This is a genomic window from Pseudarthrobacter sp. MDT3-1, from assembly GCF_054510755.1.
This window is the reverse complement of record NZ_JBTNDX010000002.1, coordinates 165,007-190,904: the sequence shown is the minus strand read 5'-3', so window position 1 is coordinate 190,904 and position 25,898 is coordinate 165,007. Positions and strand designations below refer to the sequence as shown.

Below are 25,898 nucleotides of genomic sequence, written 5' to 3'. Positions count from 1 at the left end.
TACCTGCCACAGGCACGCTGGCCTTGGCATTAGCCTTGGGGGATGAGCATCAACGCAGATCCGGCCAAAACTACCCAGCCGCGCCGTAAGGGGCCCCTTGAACTCCGTCGCAAGCAGGCGGCTGTGGAAATGTCCGACCAGCATTTGCTTGATACCAAAGGCGCAGGACAGTTCGTCCATTCGGACCCCTGGCGCGTCCTCCGGATCCAGAGCGAGTTCGTCGAGGGGTTCGGCGCGCTTGCCGATCTGGGGCCCGCCGTCAGTGTCTTCGGCTCGGCGCGCACCAAGCCCGGCAGCCCGTACTACGAAATGGGCATGGAAGTAGGCCGGAAGCTGGCAGCCGCGGGCGTGGCCGTCATTACCGGCGGCGGTCCGGGCTCCATGGAGGCCGCCAACCGCGGCACCGTGGAAGGCAACGGCGTCTCCGTCGGCCTGGGCATTGAATTGCCCTTCGAGCAGGGCCTGAACCAGTGGGTGGACCTCGGCATTAACTTCCGCTACTTCTTTGCCCGGAAGACCATGTTCGTCAAGTATGCCCAGGGCTTCATCGTTCTTCCCGGCGGGTTGGGAACGCTGGATGAACTCTTTGAAGCCATGGTCCTGGTCCAGACGCGGAAGGTGACCTCCTTCCCGATCGTGCTCCTCGGCGTCGACTTCTGGGGGCCGATGATCGAATGGATCAAGGGCACCCTCGTGGCCGAGGGAATGGTCTCCGCAAAGGACCTGGACCTCATCCAGGTGGTGGACGATCCCGCCGAAGCGGTGCAGCTGGTGCTGCACTGGACGCCCCCGGTTTCCACCAACGGCGAGCAACGGCCCGAATAGGGCGTCGGCCCATATCTGGCACGATGGGTGCTGTGAGTTTTTTCCTGGTCTACCTCGCCATCGTGCTGATCGCCGCCACCCTGTGGGCAGGCGCCGGTGGCCGCCGCGGCATTCTGCGCAGCCTCCGCCGGGGCAGTGAACCGGCCACAGGCTCCGAGGTCCCGGAGAATCCGATTCTCTACCGGGGGTTCGGGCAGCCGCCCGCCAACCTTCCGCCGGTGCTGCTGCCCGCGGACGCTGCACCTGGCGACGTCGACCGGGTCCGCTTCTCTCTCGGCCTGCGTGGATACCGGATGGATCAGGTGGACCAGGTCCTCGACGAACTGCGGGACCAAATCGCGGCCAAAGACGAAGAAATGGGCAGGCTCCGGGCACGGCTGCTGGAATCGGAACGGGCGGCGCGCCCGGAGGCCGGCGCTTGAGCACTGACACGGGGGACCGGACGGGCCCGACGGCGTTGATCACCGCATTCGGCGCCCGCGCCAGGTGGGCGGTCCAACGCTGGCCCTGGTGGCTGCAGGTTGCCGCCCTCTACGCCACTGCCCGGCTGGTCAGCGCCTGCATCTTTATGGCAGCAGCCCTGCACCAAGGGCCTAACCCGTGGTTTCCGGCCGGCCCTGACTACTGGAACTTCATCAATATCTGGGATGCGCGATGGTACGGCCGGATCATCACCGACGGTTATCCCTCACCGCTTCCAACGGATGCCGCCGGCAACGTGCAGGAAAATGCGTGGGCCTTCTATCCGCTCTTCCCGGCCCTGGGCCGTGCGCTCGCAGGCCTGACCGGAATCAGCCCTGCCGTGGCGCTTACGGTCGTCGCCATGCTGGCGGGGTTAGGTGCGGCGCTGGTTTTGTACTGTCTGTTCAGCCACAAGGCTTCGCACACTGCGGCGCTTTGGGGCGTGGCATTCTTCGCGACCTTTCCGGTGTCCGCCATTCTCCAGGTCCCGTACGCGGAGCCCCTGACTGTTTTCCTGCTGGCCACCGCCCTGCTGCTCGTCATCAGGCGTCATTATTTCGTTGCCATGCCGGTGGTCCTGCTGCTGTGCCTCTCCCGACCCGTGGGCGTTCCCTTTGCCGCCATGGTGGGGCTTCTCTTCCTCTGGCGACTGTTCGAACCGGGGCGCGGGGAGCGGCCGGGCACCCACAGCCTCGGGGAGCTGGCGTCCCTGGCGGGCCTAACCGTGGTGTGCGGTGCCTCGGCACTGCTGTGGCCGGCAGCGGCCTGGGCCGCCACCGGAGATATTGAGGCGTATACCAAAACCGAAACAGTGTGGCGCGGCCATGACCTGGTGCCCTTCAAGCCCTGGTTCGACGCCGGCGTCGACCTCTTTGGCCCCGTCCTGGGGATCATGGCGCCATTCGTCTTTGCCGGCCTCTTTGCGCTCCTGCTGTTCTCCCCGCCGGTGGTCCGGCTTGGTGTGGAACTGCGCTTGTGGTGCGCCTGCTACATGGGCTACCTCCTGGTGTTCCTCCACCCCCAGACCAGTACTTTCCGGATGCTGCTCCCGCTGTTCCCGTTGGCCCTGGCTGCCGCGCTCTTGTCCCGGTCGAAGGCATACCGCGGCACGGTCCTGACAATGTTTGTCCTGCTCCAGATCGTGTGGATCGTCTGGCTGTGGGCATGGGCGCAGCTTCCGGGCGGCGGCGATTATCCGCCGTGATCGCGGGCGGCGCCTGGCCGGCAGATTGGGGAATCCGACGCGGCCGTAAATGTCCATCGATTAGCTACGTGCGGGTCATTACGGGATAATAGTAAGTAAGCAGGGACAAAAAGCATTCAGAAATGTTCAGCCGTGGCGGCATCAGTACGGGCCGCCATGGCGGCTTGATTTGACCATGCGGACACAGCCCATCCGGGCTGATATGTCCTGGGACTAAATGGAGGGGAAATTCCTCATGGCGGCTATGAAACCACGCACCGGCGACGGCCCTATGGAAGTCACCAAAGAGGGCCGTAGCCTTATCATGCGCGTACCGCTCGAAGGCGGCGGACGGCTTGTGGTGGAACTGAACGCTGCGGAGGCGGCCAACCTTAAGGAATGCCTCGTCGGCGTGACTGAATAATCCCGTTCGGCGTTGCCGAATAATCCCGCAAGGCCAAGGTCCGCAGCCAACCCGCTGCGGACCTTGGCTTATTTGCTGTGGATCTACTTCTTAACCGCGACCAGCAGGCCGTCGCCCGTGGGAAGCATCGCGGACGCCAGGCGGTCGTCGTCGCGGATTGCCTTGCCCACCTGGCGGAGCACCACCGTGTTGGACTCCCGGACAGCCGGGTTGGCCACGCGGTCCTTGTCCAGTGCGTCATTGATGATGAGCAGCCCGCCGGCCTTCAGGAGCCGGACGGCCTGTTCCACGTAGCCGGGAAGACCGGGCTTGTCCGCATCAACAAACACCAGGTCATAAGCGGAGTCGGTCAGGCGCGGGAGGACATCACCGGCGCGGCCGGAAATGGTACGGGTGCGGTTGGCCGGACTGCCGGCCTCCGAAAAGGCTTCACGTGCCGCCTTCAGATGTTCGACGTCCACGTCGATGGTGGTCAGCACGGCCTGCGGTCCGAGCCCCCGCAGGATGCATACCCCCGAGACACCCGCGCCGGTGCCGATTTCGACGGCGGTCTGGGCCTTCGAGCCCGCAGCCAACACCGTCAGGACCGCACCAACACCTGCGCCGATGGGCGTCACGCCCAGTTCGAAAGAGCGCTCCCTGGCACGAAGCATAACCTCATCCTCTGCGGGCAGATCTTCTGCATAGGACCAGCTCGTGGATTTGTCGGCGCTCATGTGATTCGCTTTCTGGGCGGCAGGGGAGTGTTTAGTACAGCCTACTGTGTGAGGGGGGCCAGCCGCGGAAGGGAATCGTTGTGCCTCTGGCTGAAGAACGGCGCCGGTCAGGAAATTCCCAGCCAACTTTGAAATGATGGATATCCGGTCATCCGTGAGGTGATCGGCGCCGAACAAGAGATGTCAGCAGTATCCGGGCGATAGCAATCCACGATGGGAGTGGACGATGTCAGCATCAGGTATGGCGCCTGTCCCTGCGACGCAAGATTCCGCCGCTGTATGGGTCAGGCCCACTTGGGAGGAAGTGGTGGCCAACCACTCCGCCAAGGTCTACCGGCTGGCGTACCGCCTGACGGGGAACAAGTTCGACGCCGAGGACCTCACCCAGGAGGTGTTCGTCCGCGTTTTCCGGTCGCTGGAGAATTTCAAGCCAGGGACACTGGATGGCTGGCTGCACCGCATCACCACCAACCTGTTCCTGGACCAGGCCCGCCGGAAAACCCGCATCCGGTTTGACGCGCTGGCCGATGACGCCGAATCCCGGATTCCCGGGCGTGAACCCGGACCGGAACAGAGCTTCGAACTAAACAACCTGGACCTCGATGTCCAGGCTGCCTTGGAGGAGCTGCCCCCGGACTTCCGCGCCGCCGTCGTGCTTTGCGACCTGGAAGGCCTGTCCTACGACGAAGTGGCCGCTGCACTCGGCGTCAAACTGGGTACCGTCCGTTCCCGTATCCACCGGGGCCGGACCATGCTGCGCGAAAAGCTGGCGCACCGCGATCCCAGGCCACAGCAAGGACGCACGCCGAAGCTTTCGCTGCCGCGCATCGCCAGCATCCTCTGATCGGCACCATGACGCCCCAGAACCCCTTCGGCCGCCGGCATCACCGCGGCGCCGACCACGTGCAAACCTGCGCAGAATGTGCAGCGGCGCTGAAGCGTGAACGCCAGTACATCGAGCGGCTCCGAGACGCGGCCGTGCCGCCTGCCAGCGAGGACCTGACGGCCCGGCTGCTGGTCAGGACGCAGCTGCTCGCGGCCGCGGCCGAGCCAGCCCCGAGCCCGTACCGGGCCGCGCGAGCCGTGGCACTTGCCGCCGGCGGGACAGCAGCAGCCGCTGGAATTCTTGCCGTCAGCGCTTTTGCGCTGGCGGGGGACAGCCTGCCCGTCGCCCAATCCGCCATCAACGGGAGTCTGGTGCAGCATACGGCCCGGCTACCGGCCGACGGCAGGGAGATCAGTGCTCCGCAATTGTTGGCCCTGCGCTCTGAAGGCTGGGTCTGTCCGGAACTGGCGTCACTCGGCTTCCACGTCCGGAGCGCCAATGCCATAACGCTGAATGGGCGGCCGGCGGTGGAAATGCACCTGACCGATGGGCAACACTATGCCACTATCGTGGAACAGCATCCCGTGGACGCCGAGCAGCAGTCGGGCGAGGACACCCAGCAGAACTCCGAACAGATCGCCGGTCAGAACGAGGGGAAGCTGCTGGTCAGCAGCCAGGCGCCCTGGAGGGCCACCGTAGAGACCACGGCAGGAACTTTCATTGTTGAGTCCGACCTCCCGGCGGAGCAGGCTGATGACGCCGTTCCAGTGCTGCAGCGGCTCAGCGTCCTCGCCGTAGAAGGAATTAACGCGGGTGTCAGCACCGCGCCTGCCGACTCCCCCGTGACCGCAGCGGACGACTCTCCCGCCGCCCGGTTGGAGCGGGGAATCCGCAAACTCGGGGAGATGCTGGCTCCGTGATGCAGGCACTGTGCGACGCTGGCGGGCAGGAATCGTCAGCGGGGCTCCGGAGAGGGTAATCTTCCTAAAGTGTTTGGAATCAACGGCCCGGAGTTCTTCCTCCTGCTGATCATCGGCATCCTGGTGATCGGTCCCCAGCGCCTGCCCGAATACACCCAGAAACTTGCGAATCTCGTGAAGGAAGTCCGCCGGATGGCCTCCGGTGCGCGGGAGCAGATCAAGGAAGAAGTGGGCATCGACATCGACGATGTCGACTGGAAGAAATACGATCCCCGCCAGTATGATCCGCGGCGCATCATCAAGGAAGCCCTCCTGGACGACGACACCAAGTCCGTCAGTGCTGGAGCGCCGGCCGCGGTGGCTGCCGTCGCCGGTGCAGGGGCGGTTGGCACAGGCGGGGCGGCTTCCTCCCGTCCCGAACGTGTGGTTCAGTCACTGCCTCAGGGCGAACCCGCCCCGTTCGATACCGAAGCCACTTAGGCCACACTTAGGCCCCGTCGCCTCTGGTCGGCAACCGCTGCGTTATCGCGGCTGCAGCCCCAGTTTCATCCCCGTCAGGCCCCTGGGCCTGGCAGCAAGTTTTCCGGCAATTTCGGTCAAAGCAACGGCTGCCGGAGTTTCTGGCCGGCCAAGCACGATGGGCGTGCCGGCGTCGCCGCCTTCCCGCAGCAGGATGTCCAGCGGAATCTGTCCCAGGAGCGGCACATCGGTGCCCACCGTCGTCGTGAGCCGTTCGGCGAGGACCGCCCCCCCGCCGCTTCCGAACAGCTCCATCCGGCCGCCGTCGGGCATTTCCAGGTATGACATGTTCTCGATGACGCCGGCCACCGTCTGACCTGTCTGGGTGGCGATGGCACCGGCGCGCTCGGCGACGTCGGCAGCTGCGGCCTGGGGTGTGGTGACCACCAGGATCTCAGCCTTCGGCAGCAACTGGGCCACCGAAATCGCGATGTCACCGGTGCCGGGCGGCAGGTCGAGGAACAAGGCGTCGAGGTCGCCGAAGTAGACGTCCGTCAGGAACTGTTCCAGGGCCCGGTGGAGCATCGGCCCACGCCAGGCAACCGGCTGGTTTCCGGCGACGAACATACCGATGGAAATCACTTTTACGCCGTAGGCCACCGGGGGCAGGATCATGTCGTCCACCCGGGTGGGCGCCTGCGTGATGCCCATCAGGGCCGGAACCGAGAAGCCATGGACGTCGGCGTCCACAATGCCGACACGGAGGCCCTGGGCGGCCAGGGCGCAGGCAAGGTTGACGGTCAGCGATGACTTGCCCACACCACCCTTGCCGCTTGCCACCGCGAACACCTTGGTCAGGGACCCCGGCTCGTTGAACGGAATCCCGCGCTGCCCGGAGGCGCCGCGGAGCTGTTCCTTCAGGGCGTCCCGCTGGGCCTGGTTCATCACTTTCAATTCAACCTCGACGGCGGTCACGCCCGGAACTGCGGACAGCGCCTTCTCGGAGTCTGCGGTAATGGTCCCGCGCAGGGGGCAGCCCGCGATGGTCAGCAGGACAGCCAGCCTGACCCGGCCGTCCGCAGCGACATCCACGGACTCCACCATGCCCAGTTCCGTGATGGGACGGCGGAGCTCAGGATCGATCACGGTGGCCAGCGCAGCGTGGACTGCCTGATCCAGGGAGGCGCTCATGCGGGCGGGGCTCAGCTTTCGGTGGTGGGGATGTGCTTGGGGACGGCCGGGTCCTGGATTGCGGGGTCGGTAGCGGCCGTGTCCTTGGCGACGGCGTCCTTGGTGACGGTGTCGTTGGCGACATGGCTGGGTTTGACCTTGGGAATCTGCTGCGTGCGGGGGTTCCGCTGTTTGTCGCGCTTTTCCTTCAGCTTTTCCTTGACCTTCTCACGCGGGGACTCGTGGCTGCCGGATCCGGCAGGGTCGTGGGTCCGCAGTTCCTCCTGCGCTTCCAGCATGTCCTCGAGGAGTGTCCGTAGTTCGGCCCGGACGTAGTCGCGGGTGGCAACCTCGCGCAGCGCGATCCTCAGCGACGCCAGCTCCCGGGTGAGGTACTCGGTGTCGGCCAGGTTGCGTGCCGCCTGTTGGCGATCCTGCTGGAGGGAGACCCGGTCGCGGTCGTCCTGCCGGTTCTGGGCCAGCAGCAGCAGCGGGGCCGCGTAGGAGGCCTGCAGCGAAAGCATTAGTGTCAGGAGGGTGTAGCCCAGGAGGCGCGAATCGAACTGCCACTCCGCCGGTGCCCACGTGTTCCAGACCAGCCAGATGACGACGAAGACCGTCATGTAGACCAGGAACTGCGGCGTGCCCATAAACCGGGCGAACCCTTCCGTCGCATGGCCGAATGCATCCGGGTCGGGTGAGAACTTCGGCAGGATGCGCTGGCGGCCACTCAGGGGTGTGTCGAGTCCGCCCTTGGCCGCCGCCTTCTTATTGGGATGCTTGGGGGCGCCAGTGTCAGCCAATGCGGCCTCCCAGTTTTCTTATCGGGGCTTCGCCATCATAGGCGCGCCAGTCATCCGGCAACAGATGATCCAAAACGTCATCAACAGTCACCGCCCCCACGAGCCGGCCTGCGTCATTGACCACGGGAAGACAGTTCAGGTTGTAGGTAGCGAGGGTGCGCGCCACCTCGCTGATGTGGGCCTGGTCGGAGACCGGCTCAAGGTTCTTGTCCACGAGGTTGCCCAGGGGCTCCGGCGGCGGATAGCGGAGCAGTTGCTGGATGTGCACAACGCCCAGGAACCGTCCCGTGGGGGTTTCCAACGGCGGCCGGGTGATGAAAATGGACGAGGCGAGGGCGGGGGAGAGTTCCTCACGGCGGACGTGGGCCAGTGCCTCGGCGACAGTTGCCTCCGGGGGGAGGATCACCGGAACAGGCGTCATCAGGCCACCGGCGGTGTCCTCGTCGTATTCGAGGAGCCGCCTGACGTCCTCGGCGCCTTCGGGTTCCATGAGGCGGAGAAGCTCCTCCGCCTGTGCAGAGGGGAGCTCGGCGAGGAGGTCGGCGGCGTCGTCGGGGTCCATTTCCTCCAGGACGTCCGCCGCGCGTTCGACGTCGAGGGCGGAGAGGATCTCCACCTGGTCGTCTTCGGGCATTTCCTGCAGCACGTCGGCCAGGCGTTCGTCCTGGAGTTCGCTGGCCACTTCGAAGCGGCGTTTGTCGCTCATTTCCTGCAGGGCCTCGGCGAAGTCTGCGGGTTTGAGGTCCTCGTGGTTGGCCACGAACTGGGTGGCTGCCTGGGGTTCGGTGCGGGCACCTTGGAGGGCGTCGGCCCAGTCGATGATCATGGTCTCGTTCCGGCGCAGCCGGCTGAGCGGGGACAGGGAGTGGCCCCGGCGGACGAACAGCTTGCTCACGAACCAGTCGCGGGACCGGTGCTGGTCCATGGCGATGTCCTCGATGGTGGCGTCGCCGCTGCCGTCCCGGAGAGTGACGCGGCGGTCGAACATTTCCGCGACCACCAGCGTCTCCGCGCCGCGCTGTTCAAAGCGCCGGAGGTTAACCAGTCCCGTGCAGATGATCTGTGTCTGGTCGATGGAGGTAATGCGTGTCATCGGCACAAAGACGCGCTTTTTACCGGGAACTTCGACGACGATGCCCACCACGTGCGGGGCGCCGCGGCTGCCACGCGAGAGCACCACCACATCGCGCAACCTGCCCAAGCGGTCGCCCAAGGGGTCGAAGACGTCAAGACCCAGCAGGCGGGCCACGAAGACGCGCGAAAGATTTGTACTCACGTCTACAGGCTACCGAGTCTGCTCTCTTTTAGCTGAATTTACAGGCGGCATACATGCTGATGGGCAAGAATGGATGTATGTCAAACATTTTTGGTGCTCCCAAGGCCGGTGGCCCCAGTGGGCCCGACGACGCCCGCACGGTGCCCACCGGTGACACCGTAGGCTCGTACACCTCTTACTTGGATGCCCAGAAGGCGGTGGACTACCTCGCCGACCAGCAGTTCCCGGTCCAGATGGTTTCCATCGTGGGCAACGAACTTAAGATGGTTGAGCGGGTGACCGGCCGCCTCAGCTACCCCCGGGTGGCACTCTCCGGGGCGCTCAGCGGTATGTGGTTCGGCCTCTTCGTTGGCGTCATGCTTTCCTTCTTCGCACCGTCGCCCGGCTATTTCTCCATCCTGGCGTCTGTGCTGATGGGGGCTGCCTTCTTTATGCTGTTCGGCATCGTCACGTATGCCATGCAGCGTGGAAAGCGGGATTTCACCTCCACCAGCCAGGTGGTGGCCACCAGCTACGACGTTGTGGTGTCGGTGGAAGCTGCCCATGATGCGCGCCGGCTGCTCCAGCAACTGCCCATGACCCGCTCGGACGCAGCAGCCGCCGCCCCGTACAATCCCCAGGGCTACCAGAACCAGCAGTATGGCCAGACGGGTCAGCAGGGTCAGCAGCCCGGCCAGGAGGGCCAGCCGGGCAACCAGCCTGGTCCGGCACCCGCACGCCCTGCCACTTGGAATGACCCCTACGGACAGCAGGGTGCCGGTACTTCGGGCCAAGGGACAGCCCAAGGCGTGGGCCAGGCCGCCGGCCCGGACCAGGGAACGCAGCCGGAGGCAGCGGCCCAGCCGGAGGCAGCGGCCCAGCCGGCCAAGGCTCCCGCGGCCGCCGTCCGCTACCCGGACCTCCCTGACGGCCGGCCCCAGTACGGCGTCCGTGTCACAGATCAGGCCGCCACAGACCAGGCCGCCACAGACCAGGCCACCACAGGCCAGACCGGCGCCGAACAGCCTGGCACCGAACAGACCGGCTCAGAACAGCCTGCCGCAGATCGGTCCCGGACGCAGTCCCAGCCTGACTCCACCAAGGACTCCGGCGAATCCACACCTTAGGCGGCGCCGCCGGAGGCCAGGTTTACCCAAGGCCCGAAGAACACGGCCCGCAACAAACAACTCCGCCCGGTACAGCAACTGCTGTACCGGGCGGAGTTGTTTGTGGTTCGAAGCTGTCTTACTTGACGCTGCCGGCTGTCAGGCCACCAACGAGGTACTTCTGGAACATGAAGTACAGCACCACCACAGGGACGGCACAAACCAGCGAAGCCGCCATCAACTGCGAATACACCGGGATCGCGCCACCCTCGACGGCCGACGCGAAGACCTGGAGCGCAACTGCGGCAGTGTGCGTGTCCGGCCGGGTGAACACCGACGCGAACAGCACGTCATTCCAGCCCAGCAGGAAGGCGAAAATAGCGGAAACGATGATTCCCGGCCAGCTGAGCGGAATGATGATCCGGAACAGGATCCCGAGGTTGGAAGCGCCATCGATTCGCGCCGCTTCCTCCAATTCCCTCGGCAGGCCGCGGAGGTACGTGACCATCACCCAGGTTGAGAACGGCAGCGCGAACGTCAGGTAGGCGATAAACAGGCCCCAGAGCGTGCCGATGACGGTCACGCCCAGGTAAGTGCCGGCGGAGGAGAAGAGCACAAAGACCGGCAGGAGCATCAGGGTGCCCGGGACGGACTGGAGACCCAGCAGCCCGCGCAGCACCGTCAGGCGCCCACGGAACTCAAACCGGACCAGCACGTAGGCCGTGCCGATGGCCATAATGGCCGAGACGACTGCTGTGGCGCCGGAAACGATCAGGCTGTTGCCGATGGCCTTCGCCAGCCCCACGGAATCCCAGATCTTGGTGTAGCTGTCCAAGGAGAAGCTGCTCGGCCAGAACTCGCCGCTGGCAACTCCCACATCCGTGTTCAGTGAGGCCAGGAAGATATACACGATCGGGATGAGGACCAGGGCGCAGAGCAGGACTGTGAGGGTGGCCAGCAGCGGCCGCGGCATCAGGCGTGTGACCTCCAGGGCCGCGTCACGCCGGATGGGCTGCTTCTTCTGCTGCTCGATCGGGTTTGCCGCGTCGATGGTCATTTCTTTCCTCCTTCGTGCACATCAAGCCGGACTGCGCGCAGGTAGATGAAGAGCGGAATGGCGATCAGGATCAGCGAAACGACCGCCATCGCGGCGCTGAGGCCAAACCGGAAGCTCTGGAAGCTGGTGACGTATACCAGGATCGGCAGCACATTCACATCGGACGGTGCCGGCGCACCAAACAGGACATAGGGCAGAGTGAAGTTGTTGATGTGGTTCAACGTGGCAAGCAGGAAGGCCAGCGAAACCGGTCCCTTCAGGTAAGGGAAGATCACGTACCGCAGCTTGTTCCACCACAGTGCCCCGTCCAGGGCCGACGCCTCGTGGACCTCGTGGTCCACAGCTTGCAGACCGGACAGTGCCAGCAAGTAGATGAACGGCCAGGCCGCCCAGATTTCCACCCACACCAGTGTCCAGTACGCGTTGGGGCCGTTAAGCCACAGTCCGCCGTCCATTCCCATGTTGGTCAGGGTCACGTTGACGATGCCATCTGGCTGCAGCATGGTCCGCCACACGCTGGCCACAACAAACGACGGCAGGACATAGGGGATCAGGAAGATGGAGCGGACCACAGCACGGCCACGGTAAGCGTTCTGGGTGACGACGGCGGCAGCCACGCCCAGCGGGATGGTCACCACCGTGGAGATCACCGCGAAGGAAACAGAAAGCCAGATGGAGCGGAGCAACTCGCTGCTGAGCGCCGCCTCAATGTAGTTCTGGATGCCGATGAATTCGGCGCTGACCCATTGGCGAAGGGTGTACTGATCCAGATCGATCAGCGACATCCAGATGCCCATTGCCAGGGGGACCAGGATGACGATCGTCATCAGCAGCCCGCCCGGAATCAGGAGCCACAGGGGCCGGTTCTTCTCGCTGAGTCCCTTGCGGCGCTTCCCAGGGGGTGTGGTTTCGCCGGGTTCGGCGGCCGCCCCGGCCGCCGGACTGCTGTCCGACGGCCGGGGCTCGGTAACGCTGCTAGCCATTTTCCGTAACCTTCCGCAGTTGGTGGGTCGGTCTTACTTCTTGGCCCGGTCCAGTGCGGTCTGCGATTTGGCCTGTTCGTCCTTGAGTCGCTGGGACAGGTTGGAGTCGCTGACTGCACCGGAGGAAAGATCCGGAATGGACTGGACAACTACGTTGGTCAGTGACAGTTGGACATCGCCCCACGCACCGCTGAACGGCGTCGCGACGGATTTGGCTCCCGACTCAAGGGCCGGCGCAATCACTTCGTTGGTTGCAAGTTCCTTCGCGGCTTCCTGGTTGGCGGGAAGCTGGCCGAAGACCTTGAAGTAGTTGAGCTGGACATCCTTGTCGGTGATCATCTTGATGAACGCGAAGGCGAGGTCCTTCTGCTTCGAGTAGTCAGCGACCACGAGGTTGTCACCGGAGAGGATGCTCGTGGCAGGCTTGCCGGCCGAAGGATTGGAGGTTTCGCCCGGGGGAACGGTGGGCATCAGGGCGTACTTGTACTTGCCCTTGACAGCGGATGCATCCAGGGCGGGAATGGACAGCGGCGACGTCATGGGGAAGTACGCTGCCTTGCCGGCTGCGAAGGCAGCCAACGCCTGCGGGTTGGCCCAGCCAACGGAAGAGGGGTCAACCACCTTGTCCGTGGTTACCCAACCGAAGTAGGTCTCGTAGGCCTTCTTGGTGATCGGGTCATCGAGACGGACCTCGGTTCCGTCAATGATGGGATTACCGGCCTGGATGGACATGCCCCAGATGTACTTCCAGGGGTCGAAGTTGTCCTTGTAGGCGACGGCGACACCGTACTGGTCGCCCGTGGTGAGCTTCTTGGCGTGCTCGGTGAATTCATCCCAGGTGGTGGCAGGCTTTTCGATGCCGGCAGCTGCCAGCAGCTCGGTGTTGTAGGCCATCACGAACGGCCTGCTCACGAACGGGATACCGATCTGGTTGGCTTCGTCCGGCCCGGAGATGCCCAGGGCTGCGGGAACGAACTTGTCTTTGCCGCCGAGCTGGTTCCATTCGTTGTCGCCCAGCTTGACGAACGCCCCGGTGGAGTAGGCGGTGGGGGTGAACGTGGTGCCGAGCCCGTAGACGTCCGGTCCCTGGCCCGAGACCACTGACGTCTGGATCCGGGTCATCTCGTCATTAGCGGTGGCGAACGTCTCCCACTGGATGTCGGCTCCGGTTTCCGCCTTGAACTTGGCGCTCATTTCCTTGAACCAGGCCTGCTGTTCCTGGGGGTACTGAGCGGTGACGCTCATCAGGACGTTGAGTTTTTTTCCGGTGCCGTCCACCTTGCCGCCCGAGGCGCCGGAGGTGGTACCGCCTGTGCCGCCCGATCCGCCGCAGGCGGCAAGCATCAGGACGGAAATGGCCGCTGCGGCGATAGTGCCGAGGCGACGCGGTTTGGACATACCCATGAGACTTCTCCTTTGAAGACATACATTGCGGCAGAGACCCGAGACTAAGACTCAGTCTACGATTTTCATTCTCTGCGGCTAGCGTATTCATCAACGCCAACTTTTGGCAAGCGATTGCCAAAAACTGTTAGGAGAGTTTCACCAAGGGGTATGGTCCTCCAGCGCATCGCTGCCGAGATGCGCTGGACGCAAAGACCTCTAGCGGAAGTCTCCGCTTGCCAAACCACCGTCCAGCTCCTGGTAGATGCCTGCCATCCAGGACTGGACGTCGTCGGCCTTGCGGGGCAGCGCGGCGCTGAGGTTTACCGGACCATCGGCCGTCATGAGAATGTCGTCCTCGATCCGCACCCCGATGCCGCGGTACTCCGCCGGGATGGCCAGGTCCTCGTTCTTGAAGTACAGGCCGGGTTCGATGGTGAAGACCATGCCCTCCGTCAGGATGCCGTCGAGGTACAGTTCGCGCTTTGCCTGGGCGCAGTCGTGGACATCCAGGCCAAGGTGGTGACTGGTGCCGTGCGGCATCCAGCGGCGGTGCTGCTGGCCTTCCGCGCTGACGGCTTCCTCGACACTCACCGGGAGCAGCCCCCACTCGGCTAGACGTTCCGCCAACACATTGGTGGCCGCGGTGTGGATGTCCCGGAACCTGGCACCTGGCTGGGCAGCGGCGAATCCGGCGTCGGCAGCATCCAGGACCGCCTCGTAGACCTTGCGCTGGACTGGGGTGAACGTGCCGTTGACTGGCAGGGTCCGCGTGACGTCGGCGGTGTAGAGCGAGTCCGCTTCAACGCCGGCGTCCAGCAGCAGCAGTTCGCCGGCGTTGATCCTACCGGTGTTCCGCGTCCAGTGCAGGACTGTGGCGTTGTTGCCGGCGGCGGCGATGGTGTCGTAGCCGAGTTCGTTGCCTACCTCGCGGGCACGGGCAAAGAACGCGCCTTCCACCACGCGCTCGCCGCGGGCATGGGTCAAGGCGCGGGGCAGGGCCTTAACTACCTCCACGAAGCCCTCGACAGTCGCAGCTACTGCAGTCATCATCTGTTCGATTTCCCACTCATCCTTCAGGAGGCGGAGTTCAGACAGCGCTTCGGAAAGCTTTTCATCCAGTGCATCCAGGACAGCCAGATCCAGGTTGTCCGGGTCCTTGGCAGTGTTGTACCGGGCAGTATCCACCAGGGCGTCGATGTTCTCGTCCACCTTGCGAACCAGTCGGATGGAGATGCCGCCGATCTCCGGGGCACCCACGTTCTTGGTGATCGCCGATTCAAGTCCATCGATGTGGGCTGTGGCCAGGCCCAGGCGCGCTTCGAACTCGGCCAGGGTGGGCCGTGTACCGATCCAGAACTCGCCGGAACGGGAGTCAGCGTAGAACTGTTCGGTATCCCGGCCGGCCAGCGGACGGAAGTACAGCGTGGCACGGTGGTGACTGCCGCCGTCGCCCTTTCCTTCACCGGCAGGTTCCAGAATGAGGACGGCGTCCGGCTCGTGGTCCAGGCCCAGGCCGGTGAGGTGCGCAAAGCCGGAATGCGGACGGAACCGGTAGTCGCAGTCGTTGGAGCGGACCTTCAGTGGACCGGCAGGGATGACCAGGCGCTCGCCTTTGAACTTCTCCGAGATGGCCTTGCGCCGAGCGGCGGCGTAGTTGGCCACGGCGTCGAGCGCTGGCAGTTGCTGCTCGGACGGCGCCCAGTTGCTGGCCATAAAGGCCTTGAAGGCAGCGGAACTGGGCCGCTGCGAGCGGTTGTTGACGCGCTCGTCGAGGGGCTGGGAGGCAGAGGTCGGGGTGTTTTCGGCATCGTTCACGGCACCATCGTCTCACCAGCACCGAGACTTGGGCCAATACCGCCGCGGACGCGGTCAACTAGGCTGGGCAAGTGAGGATTGACCTGCATGCCCACTCGAATGTTTCGGACGGCACCGAAACCCCCGCCGACGTGATGGCTTCGGCTGCCCGTGCGGGCCTGGACGTCGTGGCACTGACCGACCACGACTCGACCGACGGCTGGGCCGAAGCGTCCCTAGCGGCGCTGGAAAACGGGGTGGCGCTGGTTCCCGGCATGGAGGTTTCCTGCCGGACCGGGCAGGGCATCAGTGTGCATCTGTTGAGTTATCTGCACGATCCTGCCCACCCGGGGCTGCTTGAAGAGATCACCAAGGCCAAGGACGCGCGCCTCACCCGGGCGGAACGCATGGTGACCTTGCTCGCCGAAGACTACCCGCTGACCTGGGACGACGTCATCCACCATGTGGCTCCAGGGGCCACCCTGGGGCGCCCGCATATCGCTGATGCCCTGGTGGCGGCCGGTGTGGTTTCGGACCGCTCGGAGGCGTTCACGTCCATCCTGACGTCCCATTCGCGCTACTTTGTCCAGCACTACGCACCCGACCCGGCCACCGCCGTCGAACTTGTCCGTGCCGCAGGTGGCGTTCCCGTGTTCGCCCACCCCGTGGCGTCCGGCCGCGGCCGGATCGTGGGGGAGGGCACCTACCGCGACATGATCGACGCCGGCCTGGCGGGCTTGGAGATCGACCATCGCGACAACCCGGAGGAGGGGCGGGTTTTCCTCAGGGGACTTGCCGCCAAGCACGGGCTGCTGATCACGGGCTCTTCGGATTACCACGGAACGGGCAAGCCGAACCTGCTGGGAGAAAACCTGACCACTCCGGAGGTGCTGGCACGGATCGAGGAACTCGGCACGGGAACCGCCGTCGTCCGTCCGTAGAGCGTGACCTACTTCGGCGGGAACGACGTAAAGGTCGCCTTGGCACCCAGCCGCTTGGCCATCACGTCGATGGCCGGCTGGTTCTGGTCCACACACACGAACTTCCGGTCCAGTTTGGCCGCCACGGCGCCAAGGGTTCCGGAACCGGCGAAGAAGTCCAGGCACCAGTCACCGGGCCGGCTTGACGCCGACACCACACGGCGGATGAGGCCCTCGGGCTTCTGCGTGGGGTAGCCGGTTTTTTCCTTGCCTGTGGGGGAGACGATGGTGTGCCACCAGACGTCGGTGGGCAGCTTCCCGAGCTCCCGCTTCGCCGGTGTCACCAGGCCCGGCGCCATGTACGGCTCGCGGTCCACCTCGGCGTTGTCGAAGTGGTATTTCGCCGGGTTCTTGACGTACACGAGGATATTGTCGTGCTTGGTGGGCCAGCGGTACTTGGCGCGGGCACCGTAGTCGTAGGCCCAGATGATCTCATTGAGGAAGCATTCCCGGCCGAAGATCGCGTCAAGCATCACCTTGGCGTAATGGACCTCCCGGTAATCCAGGTGGAGGTACAGCGTGCCGTCGTCAGCCAGCAGCCGCCAGGCCTCCACGAGCCGGGGTTCCAGGAATGACCAGTAGTCACTGAAGGCGTCATCGTACCGGTGCAGGGCGCCCTTGATGGTGTCGTAGGAACGCCCCTTGAAGCCCACGCGGTCGCCGTCACCGTCGGTGTTCAGCACCATCCGGGTTTCCTGGCGCTTCTGGACCCTGCCGGTGTTGAACGGCGGGTCAACGTATATCAAGGTGAAGGCGCCGTCCGGCAGCGAGGGGAGGAACTCCGCGTTGTCCGCGTGAACCACCAGGTTGCTGCCGTCCGGCGCCCAGACGGTGTCAGTCATCGAGGCTGTTATGCCTCGGTGCTGCGCTGCTGCGGGCCGTTGTCGGCACCGGCCACCACTTCGCCGTTGCGGCGGCGGGTGCGGGTCCGGCTGCGGCGGGCACGGGGGTCCACTTCGCCTTCGGCCGGAGCCGCAGCAACCGGTTCGGGGGCAGGGCTGGTGCCGGCGGTCGCCGCATCAGAGGTACGACGACGGCGGTCACCGGAGCGTCCGCCGGGCTCGCTGGTGCGGCGGCTGCTGCTGTCGCGAGCACCGGAGCGGCCGGCGTCGCGGCTGTTGTCGCGCCCGCCATCACGGGCGCCGCTGGGACGGGTGTTCTTTTTGCCGGTCTCGCCCAGGTCCTCGAGGACCTCGGCGTCGACGCCGGCCAGCACGCGCTTGTTGCGGGGCAGGCGGCCCTTGGTGCCTTCCGGGATGTCCAGCTCTTCGTACAGGTGCGGCGACGAGGAGTACGTTTCCACGGGCTCCGGAACGCTGAGTCCCAGGGCCTTGTTGATCAGGCCCCAGCGCGGCATGTCGTCCCAGTCAACGAAGGTCACTGCTGTGCCCTTGTTGCCGGCGCGGCCGGTGCGGCCCACCCGGTGCAGGTAGATCTTTTCGTCTTCAACGCACTGGTAGTTGATGACGTGCGTGACGTCGTCGACGTCGATGCCGCGGGCGGCGACGTCAGTGGCCACCAGGACGTCCACCTTGTTGTTGCGGAAGGCACGGAGCGCCTGCTCGCGGGCGCCCTGGCCCAGGTCACCGTGGATGGCGGCGGCGGCGAAGCCGCGGTCCACGAGCTCCTCGGCAACCTTCGCGGCGGTGCGCTTGGTTTTGGTGAAAATGATGGTCCGGCCGCGGCCGCGTGCCTGCAGGATGCGGGCAACGACCTCGATCTTGTCCATGCTGTGCGCACGGTAGATGAGCTGACGGATGTCGCGCTTGGTGAGGCCCTCGTCGTCCGGATCAGCGGCCCGGATGTGGGTGGGCTGCGTCATGTAGCGGCGGGCCATGGCGATGACCGGGCCGGGCATGGTGGCAGAGAACAGCAGGGTCTGGCGGACTGCAGGGGTACCGGCGATGAGGGTTTCCACGTCCGGCAGGAAGCCGAGGTCCAGCATTTCGTCGGCCTCGTCAAGGATGACCATCTTGACGTTCTTCAGGACCAGGTGCTTCTGCTTGTAGAGGTCGATGAGGCGGCCGGGAGTACCGACAACTACCTCGACGCCGTTCTGCAGGGCCTCCACCTGGGGCTCGTAGGCACGGCCGCCGTAGATGGTGGTGATACGGGCGTTCCGCTTGCGGGAAGCGTTCTGGAGATCATTGGCCACCTGGACGGCCAGCTCGCGCGTGGGCACGATAACCAGGGCCTGCGGTGCACCCGGAACGGCGAGCTTGTCGTAGCCGGCGTCGTCCGGACCCACCACGCGCTGCAGCGCGGGAATGCCGAAGCCGAGGGTCTTGCCGGTGCCGGTCTTGGCCTGCCCGATGATGTCGTGGCCCGAAAGCGCCACCGGCAGGGTCATGGCCTGGATGGGGAAGGGGTGGGTGATCCCGGCGTCGGCGAGGGACTCCACGATGTCGGCGCGGACGTTGTAGTCAGCGAAGGATTTCTCCTCGATCTCGTGCGGCTTCTCGTCCGAGATGATGGTTTCTTCAGGTTCGATCGTCTCGATGCCGGAGTCGTCAGTCAGGATCTGGTGGGTATGCAATTCACTCACAGGGGAGTTTCCTTATTCATTCGGGCATTGGCGCTGCCTGCTCAACGGGCCGGCCAAAGTGGCCGTTCCGGAGCACGCTCGAAGCGCGCAAGCAAATCCAGTGGAAGCCGATCGCGGGCTATCAAAATGCTGGCACTGGTGACCAACGGGTGCATCTCAAGATCGCGTAGGGGCGGGCTTGTTGAATTCAAATCAAGGAAATCAACGACCGGGCATCCATATCTACTTCTTCAGTCTAGCCGCACGGACCCTGAATCCCGGCTTTGGGCCGATCAGGCAGCGCGGAAATCGTTCAGGCCAGCAGCTCGAAGTGGACCTCGCGGGCGGCGATATCGGACGAGATCAGGCGGACCCGCACTTTGGTGCCGGATTCCAGGTCGCCGCCGCACCGGGCCGTCACGGCGGGTTCGGCGATCTGGATGATCCCCGAGGGGCCGTTTCCATTTTTTGCGGCTCCGTTCTTGGTGCCGTTGCCGTTTTTCCCGTTGCCGTTGTCCTTCTGCGGCTTGGAGCCGGAAATCACGATCGCCTCGAACTCCTGGCCCACATGGGTGACCAGGAGTGCGGCCTCCACGGTGTCCAGCGCCATGCGTTCCATCCGCGATGCCAGCTGGTCGGATCCGGCCATGATCTCCGGCAGGGACGGCAGGGCTTCCCGAGCCCAGGCCGGTACAGGCTTGCCATTGCTCAGGGCTTCGCAGATCACCAGGACAAAACGGTCGATCAGACGCCGGAGCGGTGCCGTGGTGTGGGCATAGGCAGCGCCGATGGCGGACTGGATGGCGTCTTTCGGGACTGTGCCGTCGAACGCCGTGTAGCTGGCACCGCGGAACAGCATGCCGGCGGAGTGCAGGATGGCCAGTTGCCGGGGTTCGGTCGGGTCAAGGCTGCGGAGGTATTCGCCGTAGCTGATCTTGCCGTCCCACGGCTTGCCCAATGCCTCAGTCTGGAGACGGAAGTGACGCAGGGAGCGCTCGTCCGGGGCGGGCATGGTGCGCAGGATGCCCACTTCTCCCGCCAGCATCAGGTCTGCCGCCGCCATCCCCGTCATCAGGGAGATCTGGGCGTTCCAGTCCTCCACCGGAAGCTGCGGCGCCGCGGCAATCCGGTAGCCGCCGTCGGGCAGCTGCACGATTTCCTGCTCGGGCATGTTCAGGCTGGCGCCGCCACGCTGCCGCTCCAGTTCAACGCGCTTGAGGCCCACTTCCTTCAGGAGCTGCAGGACAGGGCCGGCCGTCCCGGCGTCGAATTCGGCCTGGACTCCCTTGTAGCTCAGCTTGGCCCGGCTCCGGATGGTGGCCCTCTGGACGCTCACAGTGGAGACCTGCGCGGCGTCGTTCAGCCCGAACTCCCAGACGTAGGCGGAACACAGCTGGCCGGCCAGAAGGCTGCCTGCCCCTTCGCTGATGACTTCCGGGTGCAGCGGGATACGGCCGTCAGGGGCGTAGAACGTCTGGCCGCGGCGCCGGGTCTCTGCGTCCAGTCCGCCTCCGGGGCGGACAAAGGACGGCACGTCAGCGATGGCGTAAAGCACCCGGTAGCCAGTGCCCGCACGCTCGATGAACAGCGCCTGGTCCAGGTCAGTGGACGACGCCGGATCGATAGTGAGGAACGCCACTTCCGTCAGGTCAGCACCCGGCAACTCGTGCGCGGCCACTGCCGCTTCCGCGTCCCGGACCGCCTCCGCCGGGTAGGGCCCCGGCAGTTCCAGCTCGGTCCGCAGGGCGCTCAGCGCCGCCGCGAGGTCGTTCGTCTGCTCGTGGACATTGGGGGCCAACCTATGATGTGACACGAAAATCAGGTTAGCTCGATTTCCACGGATCGTGCACGCCCGCCGCCCGCCACGCGGTGGATTGTCAGGATGCGCCGGCGTCCAGGGCCGCCAGAAGTGCCACGGCCGCCGCTGCGGGGTCCGAGGCTTCGGTGATGGCACGCACCACAACAATCCTGCCGGCGCCGGCCTCCACCACCTGCTCCACGTTGCCGAGATCGATGCCTCCGATGGCAAACCAGGGCAGCGTGGCCTGGGTGCCACCGGCAGCGCGGACGGCTTCGGCCGCGTACCGCACCAGGTCAAGGCCGACGGCGGCCCGGCCCGGTTTCGTCGGCGTGGCCCAGACCGGTCCTACGCAGAAGTAGTCCAGGCCGCCTTGGTCAGTCAGCCCACCGGACAGCCGGATGGCCCCTTCGATCTGCTCGGCGGTGTGCGTGGAAAGGCCGATCGCGGCTGGTGCCCCGAGCAGCGTGCGGGCGGAAGCGACCGGCAGATCCTTCTGCCCGATGTGGAAGACGGGGGCGCCGGACAGCAGCGCGATATCGGCACGGTCATTGACTGCCCACAGCTTTCCGTGGCGTTCGGCCGCGGCCTGAAGCACGGCCAGCAGCTCCAGCTCCTCGGCTGCCTCGATGGCCTTGTCCCGGAGCTGGATGATGTCCACGCCGCCGGCAAACGCCGCGTCCACAAACTCGCCAAAGTCCCCGCGGTCCCGGCGCGCGTCGGTGCACAGGTACAGCTTGACGCTGTGCGGGAGGCCGGTGTTTGTGCCGCCGGCGGGGTCTGTTCCGGTCAAGGATTCGGGAGCGGCGGAGGGGGCGGAGGGCGTGCCTGCAGCGGCGAAGGATTGCGCGTTCATGGAATCCAGCCTAAGTCCCCTAAACTGGGCGGGTACTGCGGGAGCCCGTTGCAGCCGTCACAAAGCGGCCGGGCTGAGAGGGCGTCAGAGCCGACCGCTTGACCTGATCCGGCTAGTACCGGCGTAGGGAAGGAACATATGCCCCCCGCAATAAGCAGCCCACCTGAGCCTGCACCAGCCAGCCCGGCCACCGCCCTGCACGCGGACGTGGCCGTCATCGGCGGCGGAGTCATCGGCCACGCCATAGCCTGGGAAGTCCGGCGGTCCGGCCGTTCCGTCGTGCTGATCGATGACGCGCCCGGCAACGGCGCCAGCTGGGCAGCCGCCGGCATGCTGGCCCCTGTGAGCGAACTGCACTACCAGGAGGAAGACCTCCTTGAGCTGATGCTGGCATCCTCCGGCCTGTGGCCTGCCTTTGCGGCGGACCTCGCCCTGGCCGGGGCTGGTGATACGGGATATCTGACGACGCCGACCCTCGCCATCGGCGCGGACGCTGCGGACCGCCGGGCACTGATGGACCTCCGGGCCGTGCAGCAGGCCAGCGGCCTGGTGGTGGAACCCCTGACTGTCCGTGAGGCCAGGACCAGGGAATCCCTGCTCAGCCCGGCCATATCCTGCGCCCTGGACATCCCCGCCGACCACCAGGTGGATCCGCGGAAACTCGTGGCGTGCCTCCAGGAAGTCCTGGCCATCCACGAACCGGGAGAAGGAACAGCCGTGGCAGGGGCCCGCGCGGGATTCGCCGTTGACCAACGTGCCGCTGCCCTGCTCTGGGAGGACGGCCGCGTCATCGGCGTGAAGCTCGCCCACGGCGGAACTGTCCAGGCCCGGGAGACCATCGTGGCCAACGGATTGCAGGCGGGGTCGCTGGCTGGCCTGCCGGGTGGGCTGCACCTGCCCCTGCGGCCCGTCTACGGTGACATCCTGCGGCTGGCTGTTCCGCGGCACCTGCGCCCGCTCCTCACCTCCACTGTCCGCGGAATGGTCCATGGTGTGCCGGTCTACATCGTTCCCCGGCAGGACGGCACGGTGGTGATCGGGGCTACGCAGCGAGAAGACGCGCTCGCCGGGACGGGCGACGCCGCTGTCTCGGCGGGCGGCGTCTACCAGTTGCTGCGGGACGCCCAGGTCCTGGTGCCGGCCGTCTCGGAGCTTGAACTCCTGGAATGCACAGCGCGGGCAAGGCCAGCGACCCCCGACAACGCGCCTCTCCTCGGCCGCGTACCGGTTTCCGCGCCACGGACGGGGAACACAGCGGACATTGCCGGGCTGATGATTGCCACCGGATTCTTCCGACACGGAGTGCTGCTTGCTCCGGCGGCGGCGGCCACCTGCCGGGAACTGCTGGATGGCCGGAAGGACCCGCGATGGGGGGCCCTCAGCCCGGCCCGCTTTTCAGGAGAGCACCACGTAGCCGGCACACAGGCCCCACGCAAGGACATCAGCAGCACGAAGGACCTCGACCCACAAAAGGAATCAGCATGAACATCACCCTCAACGGCTCGCGCCATTCCGTGACGGACGACGCCTCCATCACCACCCTCATCAGCCAGATCACTGGCCGTCCCCTCGCGGCCAACGGCCAGGCAACAGACGGGCAGAAACTCGGCGTCGCCGTCGCCCATAACTCCGAAGTAGTACCCCGCAGCCAGTGGTTCGTTACGGCGCTCGCCGAAGGTGACGACGTCGAACTGGTCACAGCAGTCCAGGGAGGCTGACACCATGACAGTAACCAGCAACATCAGCACACATAACCGTCCCGAGGCCGCAGACAGGCTGGTCATCGACGGCGTCGAGCTCGGCTCCCGCCTCATCATGGGCACCGGTGGCGCCCCCAGCCTCGACGGGCTGGGGGCAGCCCTCCTGGCGTCCGGAACCGAGCTGACCACAGTGGCCATGCGGCGCTATTCGCCGGCTGAATCGGGGTCCCTTTTCCAGCTCCTGGTGGACCACGGGATCCGGATCCTGCCCAACACCGCCGGCTGCTTCACCGCCCGGGACGCGGTCATGACAGCGGAACTGGCCCGCGAAGCGCTGGAAACCGACTGGATCAAGCTGGAAGTCATCGCCGACGAACAGACCCTGCTGCCGGACGCCGTGGAATTGGTGGATGCTACGGAACGGCTTGTTAACCGGGGCTTCAAAGTGTTCGCCTACACCAACGATGACCCGGTCCTGGCCCTGCGGCTGGAAAACCTGGGTGCCACCGCGGTTATGCCGCTCGGAGCGCCCATCGGCACCGGCCTGGGAATCCTGAATCCACACAACATCGAACTGATCGTCTCGCGCGCCTCGGTGCCCGTGGTGCTGGACGCCGGCATCGGCACGGCATCCGACGCCGCCCTGGCCATGGAGCTTGGCTGTGATGCGGTACTGCTGGCCACTGCCGTCACCCGTGCGCAGAACCCGGCACTCATGGGGGAGGCCTTCAAACACGCCGTCATCGCCGGTAGGCTGGCGAAAGCGGCCGGCAGGATTCCGCGCCGCGAGCACGCCCTGGCGTCATCGGCCATGGAAGGCCGGGCAGAGTTTCTCTAGGCCGTTTTCTCTAGGCCTGGCGCCCTCAACCAAACGCCGGGGCGGCTCACCGGACGAGCCAAGGAGGCCGCTGTGGCCGGCAAGGAACACAAACTCACCAGGGAGCGGATCGACGCCGTCCTCGAGGCGCTGCCCGACTGGCGGTACCGGCTGGGCGGGCTGGTCACTGTCTATAAGACGCCGACGGCGGCCGCCGCACTGGAGCTGATTGCCGCCGTCGGACGTCTCGCGGAACAGCAGAACCACCATCCGGACCTTGAGTGGCGCTACAACAAGGTCCATCTCCGCTACACGTCCCACGACGCCGGCGGCGAGGTCACTGAGCGGGATGCCGCTGCTGCAGCGGCAGTGAGTGCGGCTGCGGCACGGCTCGGCGCCACAGCCCAGCCGGTGGGTTAAGCCGCCGGGTTAAAGGACCCGTGACCACGCACCCTGCTGGGGTGGTGGTCACGGGTACTTAAGGAAAAAGGGCGCGGCCTAAAGCTTGAGCGCCTGCGTCAGCCGCCGCGTATCGTGGCTTTCGCGCGTCCGGCCCAGGTAGATGACCGTCCCGATGGCAGCGACGGTGCCGAGCGCCATGGGCAGGACCCAGGGAATCCACGTCAGGCCCGGCTGGTAGCCAAAACCTGCCGCGATGAAAATGATCCAGCTGACCGCGCCCACCACCACGGCAACCCCTGCGGGCAACCCTGTGCCGTACCGCGTATGGCGCTTGTCATTGGCCCAGACAACAAAGCCTGCGGCCGCTGTGACCAGGACAACGATGGTCAGCGAAAGCATGGAATCTCCTCGGAAAGCAGCGGCCAGCCGCCAAAGGGGGCTGGCCGCGGACGTGCTAGAACTGGCCGAAACCGACCTTGCGGGCCTCTTCGGCGCCGATTTCCACGTAGCCCAGGGCGTTGCCGGGAACGATGATGATGCGTCCCTTGTCGTCCTTGAGGCGGAGTTCGGTGCCCTTGGTGATGGCTTCTTCAACGACCGTGGCTACAGCGTCAGCATCCTGAGCCGATTCCAATATGATTTCGCGGCCAATGTTCTGAATGCCGATCTTAATTTCCAAAAGGGGGCCTCCCAGCCAATCAAAGTTTCTTGGGTTCTCTTATTTGTAGTCTAGGACTCTTTGGGGAAGCGAGAGATTCCGCGCCAAGCTAAACGGTAAATGAGGTCGCTGGCCACATCGAGGTCCAGGTTCCCGTCCGTTTCCAGCCAGTAACGCGCGCTGACCTGGGCCATTCCGGCCAGGCCACGGCCCAGAAGCTGCGCCTCCAGGGGGGGCAGCTTGGTGTCCTCGGCAATCACGCGGGCAACGGCGTCCGCGAATGTCTTGTTGAATGTCTCGAGGCGTGAACTGACATCGGGATCGTTAATGAGGTCCGATTCGAAGACCAGGCGGTGTGCTTGGTCGTCGCTTGCGATGAAGCGGTAGTAGGCGCGCATCACCGCCTGGACACGTTCGTCATTGTCGGTGGTGGAGCTCAACGCACCAAGCATCAGGTCCGTCAGCGACGCTAGATGGCTGTCCAGCAGGGCAAGATACAGCTCCCGTTTGGACGGGAAGTGCTGGTACAGCACCGGTTTGCTGACATGGGCCGTTTCGGCGATTTCATCCATGGCGGCGCCATGGTAGCCGTTGGCGACAAAAACCTCCTGCGCCGCAGCGAGGAGCTGCGCCCGGCGCTCATCCCGGGGAAGCCGGGCGGACCTCTGGCCCGCCGTCCGTTGAGGTGCGGCGGGTTCGCCGCCGGACGCCGGGTCAGCCCGTGCTTCATGGACCACAGTTGCCCTACTTTCCCTTGCCGTTACCTACACAATACTGCGCGGTAATATGACCGG

At 65.3% G+C, this 25,898-nt stretch carries 28 protein-coding genes and 1 riboswitch; of the genes, 13 read left to right on the top strand and 15 right to left on the bottom strand.

Annotation, left to right across the window (positions count from 1 at the left end; translation table 11 throughout):
* The first annotated feature begins 42 nt into the window (after positions 1 to 42).
* The 4 genes from ACX80X_RS02225 (at position 43) to ACX80X_RS02210 (ending at position 2,894) form a co-directional block, all read left to right on the top strand.
* Complete coding sequence (locus ACX80X_RS02225) at positions 43 to 825, top strand: LOG family protein (protein WP_252598302.1); 783 nt, start codon at positions 43 to 45, stop codon at positions 823 to 825.
* A 23-nt stretch (positions 826 to 848) separates the two neighbouring features.
* A complete protein-coding gene (locus tag ACX80X_RS02220; protein ID WP_252598301.1) occupies positions 849 to 1,247 on the top strand; it encodes a DivIVA domain-containing protein in 399 nt (132 codons plus the stop codon).
* Positions 1,244 to 2,491, top strand: coding sequence for a hypothetical protein (locus ACX80X_RS02215; protein ID WP_374209976.1), 1,248 nt, complete (start codon positions 1,244 to 1,246; stop codon positions 2,489 to 2,491). The genes ACX80X_RS02220 and ACX80X_RS02215 overlap by 4 nt, the downstream gene beginning before the upstream one ends.
* A 235-nt stretch (positions 2,492 to 2,726) precedes the next feature.
* A complete protein-coding gene (locus tag ACX80X_RS02210) occupies positions 2,727 to 2,894 on the top strand; it encodes a DUF3117 domain-containing protein (RefSeq protein ID WP_009357720.1) in 168 nt (55 codons plus the stop codon).
* Positions 2,895 to 2,977: 83 nt separating this feature from the next.
* On the opposite strand, the gene ACX80X_RS02205 is transcribed toward ACX80X_RS02210, so the two are convergent.
* The gene (locus ACX80X_RS02205) at positions 2,978 to 3,610 is read right to left on the bottom strand and encodes an O-methyltransferase (RefSeq protein ID WP_056343985.1); all 633 of its coding nucleotides are present in this window, start codon (positions 3,608 to 3,610) and stop codon (positions 2,978 to 2,980) included.
* Positions 3,611 to 3,836: 226 nt separating this feature from the next.
* Between ACX80X_RS02205 and sigE the strand changes: the two genes are divergently transcribed.
* The 3 genes from sigE to ACX80X_RS02190 all read left to right on the top strand — a co-directional run bounded on the left by sigE (position 3,837) and on the right by ACX80X_RS02190 (position 5,836).
* Positions 3,837 to 4,454: an RNA polymerase sigma factor SigE gene (gene sigE / locus ACX80X_RS02200; RefSeq protein WP_252598300.1), complete on the top strand. Its 618-nt coding sequence runs from the start codon at positions 3,837 to 3,839 to the stop codon at positions 4,452 to 4,454.
* An 8-nt stretch (positions 4,455 to 4,462) separates the two neighbouring features.
* Positions 4,463 to 5,356: an anti-sigma factor gene (locus ACX80X_RS02195; RefSeq protein WP_459309390.1), complete on the top strand. Its 894-nt coding sequence runs from the start codon at positions 4,463 to 4,465 to the stop codon at positions 5,354 to 5,356.
* Positions 5,357 to 5,425: 69 nt separating this feature from the next.
* On the top strand, positions 5,426 to 5,836 hold the full coding sequence (locus ACX80X_RS02190; RefSeq protein ID WP_459311101.1) for a Sec-independent protein translocase family protein: 411 nt from the start codon (positions 5,426 to 5,428) through the stop codon (positions 5,834 to 5,836).
* A 42-nt stretch (positions 5,837 to 5,878) separates the two neighbouring features.
* On the opposite strand, the gene ACX80X_RS02185 is transcribed toward ACX80X_RS02190, so the two are convergent.
* The 3 genes from ACX80X_RS02185 to ACX80X_RS02175 are packed head-to-tail and all read right to left on the bottom strand — an operon-like array spanning position 5,879 to position 9,064.
* Complete coding sequence (locus ACX80X_RS02185) at positions 5,879 to 7,006, bottom strand: Mrp/NBP35 family ATP-binding protein (protein WP_459309391.1); 1,128 nt, start codon at positions 7,004 to 7,006, stop codon at positions 5,879 to 5,881.
* Positions 7,007 to 7,017: 11 nt separating this feature from the next.
* Positions 7,018 to 7,788, bottom strand: a complete 771-nt coding sequence (locus ACX80X_RS02180) for a DUF1003 domain-containing protein (protein ID WP_459311099.1) — start codon at positions 7,786 to 7,788, stop codon at positions 7,018 to 7,020.
* The gene (locus ACX80X_RS02175; protein WP_056343970.1) at positions 7,781 to 9,064 is read right to left on the bottom strand and encodes a magnesium transporter MgtE N-terminal domain-containing protein; all 1,284 of its coding nucleotides are present in this window, start codon (positions 9,062 to 9,064) and stop codon (positions 7,781 to 7,783) included. The genes ACX80X_RS02180 and ACX80X_RS02175 overlap by 8 nt, the downstream gene beginning before the upstream one ends.
* Before the next feature lie 77 nt (positions 9,065 to 9,141).
* Here ACX80X_RS02175 and ACX80X_RS02170 point away from each other — a divergent pair, with 77 nt between their 5' ends.
* Entirely contained in the window at positions 9,142 to 10,170 is a 1,029-nt protein-coding gene (locus ACX80X_RS02170) for a YflT domain-containing protein (protein WP_252598295.1), read from the top strand.
* Positions 10,171 to 10,288: 118 nt separating this feature from the next.
* Here the strand turns inward: ACX80X_RS02170 and ACX80X_RS02165 are convergent, their stop codons facing one another.
* The 4 genes from ACX80X_RS02165 to ACX80X_RS02150 all read right to left on the bottom strand — a co-directional run bounded on the left by ACX80X_RS02165 (position 10,289) and on the right by ACX80X_RS02150 (position 15,390).
* Complete coding sequence (locus ACX80X_RS02165) at positions 10,289 to 11,122, bottom strand: carbohydrate ABC transporter permease (RefSeq protein ID WP_252567658.1); 834 nt, start codon at positions 11,120 to 11,122, stop codon at positions 10,289 to 10,291.
* A gap of 80 nt (positions 11,123 to 11,202) precedes the next feature.
* Positions 11,203 to 12,189 carry a carbohydrate ABC transporter permease gene (locus ACX80X_RS02160; RefSeq protein ID WP_252598294.1) on the bottom strand — a complete coding sequence of 329 codons (987 nt, stop codon included), beginning with the start codon at positions 12,187 to 12,189 and terminating at the stop codon, positions 11,203 to 11,205.
* A gap of 33 nt (positions 12,190 to 12,222) precedes the next feature.
* Positions 12,223 to 13,587, bottom strand: a complete 1,365-nt coding sequence (locus ACX80X_RS02155; RefSeq protein WP_459311132.1) for an ABC transporter substrate-binding protein — start codon at positions 13,585 to 13,587, stop codon at positions 12,223 to 12,225.
* Positions 13,588 to 13,791: 204 nt separating this feature from the next.
* Complete coding sequence (locus tag ACX80X_RS02150; RefSeq protein ID WP_459311097.1) at positions 13,792 to 15,390, bottom strand: aminopeptidase P family protein; 1,599 nt, start codon at positions 15,388 to 15,390, stop codon at positions 13,792 to 13,794.
* A gap of 71 nt (positions 15,391 to 15,461) precedes the next feature.
* Here ACX80X_RS02150 and ACX80X_RS02145 point away from each other — a divergent pair, with 71 nt between their 5' ends.
* The gene (locus ACX80X_RS02145; protein ID WP_459311095.1) at positions 15,462 to 16,310 is read left to right on the top strand and encodes a PHP domain-containing protein; all 849 of its coding nucleotides are present in this window, start codon (positions 15,462 to 15,464) and stop codon (positions 16,308 to 16,310) included.
* Between the two features lie 8 nt (positions 16,311 to 16,318).
* On the opposite strand, the gene ACX80X_RS02140 is transcribed toward ACX80X_RS02145, so the two are convergent.
* From ACX80X_RS02140 to thiE, 4 genes are all read right to left on the bottom strand, one after another.
* Positions 16,319 to 17,191 (bottom strand): DNA-methyltransferase, encoded by an 873-nt coding sequence (locus ACX80X_RS02140; RefSeq protein WP_459311093.1) that lies wholly within the window; start codon positions 17,189 to 17,191, stop codon positions 16,319 to 16,321.
* An 8-nt stretch (positions 17,192 to 17,199) separates the two neighbouring features.
* Positions 17,200 to 18,894 (bottom strand): DEAD/DEAH box helicase, encoded by a 1,695-nt coding sequence (locus ACX80X_RS02135; protein WP_252598288.1) that lies wholly within the window; start codon positions 18,892 to 18,894, stop codon positions 17,200 to 17,202.
* Positions 18,895 to 19,186: 292 nt separating this feature from the next.
* Complete coding sequence (locus tag ACX80X_RS02130; RefSeq protein ID WP_459311091.1) at positions 19,187 to 20,686, bottom strand: RNB domain-containing ribonuclease; 1,500 nt, start codon at positions 20,684 to 20,686, stop codon at positions 19,187 to 19,189.
* A gap of 64 nt (positions 20,687 to 20,750) precedes the next feature.
* Positions 20,751 to 21,527: a thiamine phosphate synthase gene (gene thiE, locus ACX80X_RS02125; protein WP_252598286.1), complete on the bottom strand. Its 777-nt coding sequence runs from the start codon at positions 21,525 to 21,527 to the stop codon at positions 20,751 to 20,753.
* A 27-nt stretch (positions 21,528 to 21,554) separates the two neighbouring features.
* Positions 21,555 to 21,675: riboswitch (TPP riboswitch) on the top strand.
* On the opposite strand from thiE, the gene thiO reads away from it, so the two are divergent.
* The 4 genes from thiO to ACX80X_RS02105 all read left to right on the top strand — a co-directional run bounded on the left by thiO (position 21,666) and on the right by ACX80X_RS02105 (position 24,464).
* The gene (gene thiO / locus ACX80X_RS02120; protein WP_459311089.1) at positions 21,666 to 23,012 is read left to right on the top strand and encodes a glycine oxidase ThiO; all 1,347 of its coding nucleotides are present in this window, start codon (positions 21,666 to 21,668) and stop codon (positions 23,010 to 23,012) included. Its footprint overlaps the riboswitch before it by 10 nt.
* Positions 23,009 to 23,245 (top strand): sulfur carrier protein ThiS, encoded by a 237-nt coding sequence (gene thiS / locus ACX80X_RS02115; RefSeq protein WP_252609005.1) that lies wholly within the window; start codon positions 23,009 to 23,011, stop codon positions 23,243 to 23,245. Before thiO ends, thiS begins: the two co-directional genes overlap by 4 nt.
* A gap of 4 nt (positions 23,246 to 23,249) precedes the next feature.
* Entirely contained in the window at positions 23,250 to 24,065 is an 816-nt protein-coding gene (locus ACX80X_RS02110; RefSeq protein WP_459311087.1) for a thiazole synthase, read from the top strand.
* 72 nt (positions 24,066 to 24,137) lie between these two features.
* Positions 24,138 to 24,464, top strand: a complete 327-nt coding sequence (locus ACX80X_RS02105) for a 4a-hydroxytetrahydrobiopterin dehydratase (protein ID WP_252609007.1) — start codon at positions 24,138 to 24,140, stop codon at positions 24,462 to 24,464.
* 78 nt (positions 24,465 to 24,542) lie between these two features.
* On the opposite strand, the gene ACX80X_RS02100 is transcribed toward ACX80X_RS02105, so the two are convergent.
* The 3 genes from ACX80X_RS02100 to ACX80X_RS02090 are packed head-to-tail and all read right to left on the bottom strand — an operon-like array spanning position 24,543 to position 25,841.
* Positions 24,543 to 24,845, bottom strand: coding sequence for a hypothetical protein (locus tag ACX80X_RS02100; protein ID WP_104062155.1), 303 nt, complete (start codon positions 24,843 to 24,845; stop codon positions 24,543 to 24,545).
* 55 nt (positions 24,846 to 24,900) lie between these two features.
* Complete coding sequence (locus ACX80X_RS02095; protein WP_252609009.1) at positions 24,901 to 25,125, bottom strand: DUF3107 domain-containing protein; 225 nt, start codon at positions 25,123 to 25,125, stop codon at positions 24,901 to 24,903.
* A gap of 50 nt (positions 25,126 to 25,175) precedes the next feature.
* Positions 25,176 to 25,841: a TetR/AcrR family transcriptional regulator gene (locus ACX80X_RS02090; protein WP_252598281.1), complete on the bottom strand. Its 666-nt coding sequence runs from the start codon at positions 25,839 to 25,841 to the stop codon at positions 25,176 to 25,178.
* Positions 25,842 to 25,898 lie beyond the last annotated feature (57 nt).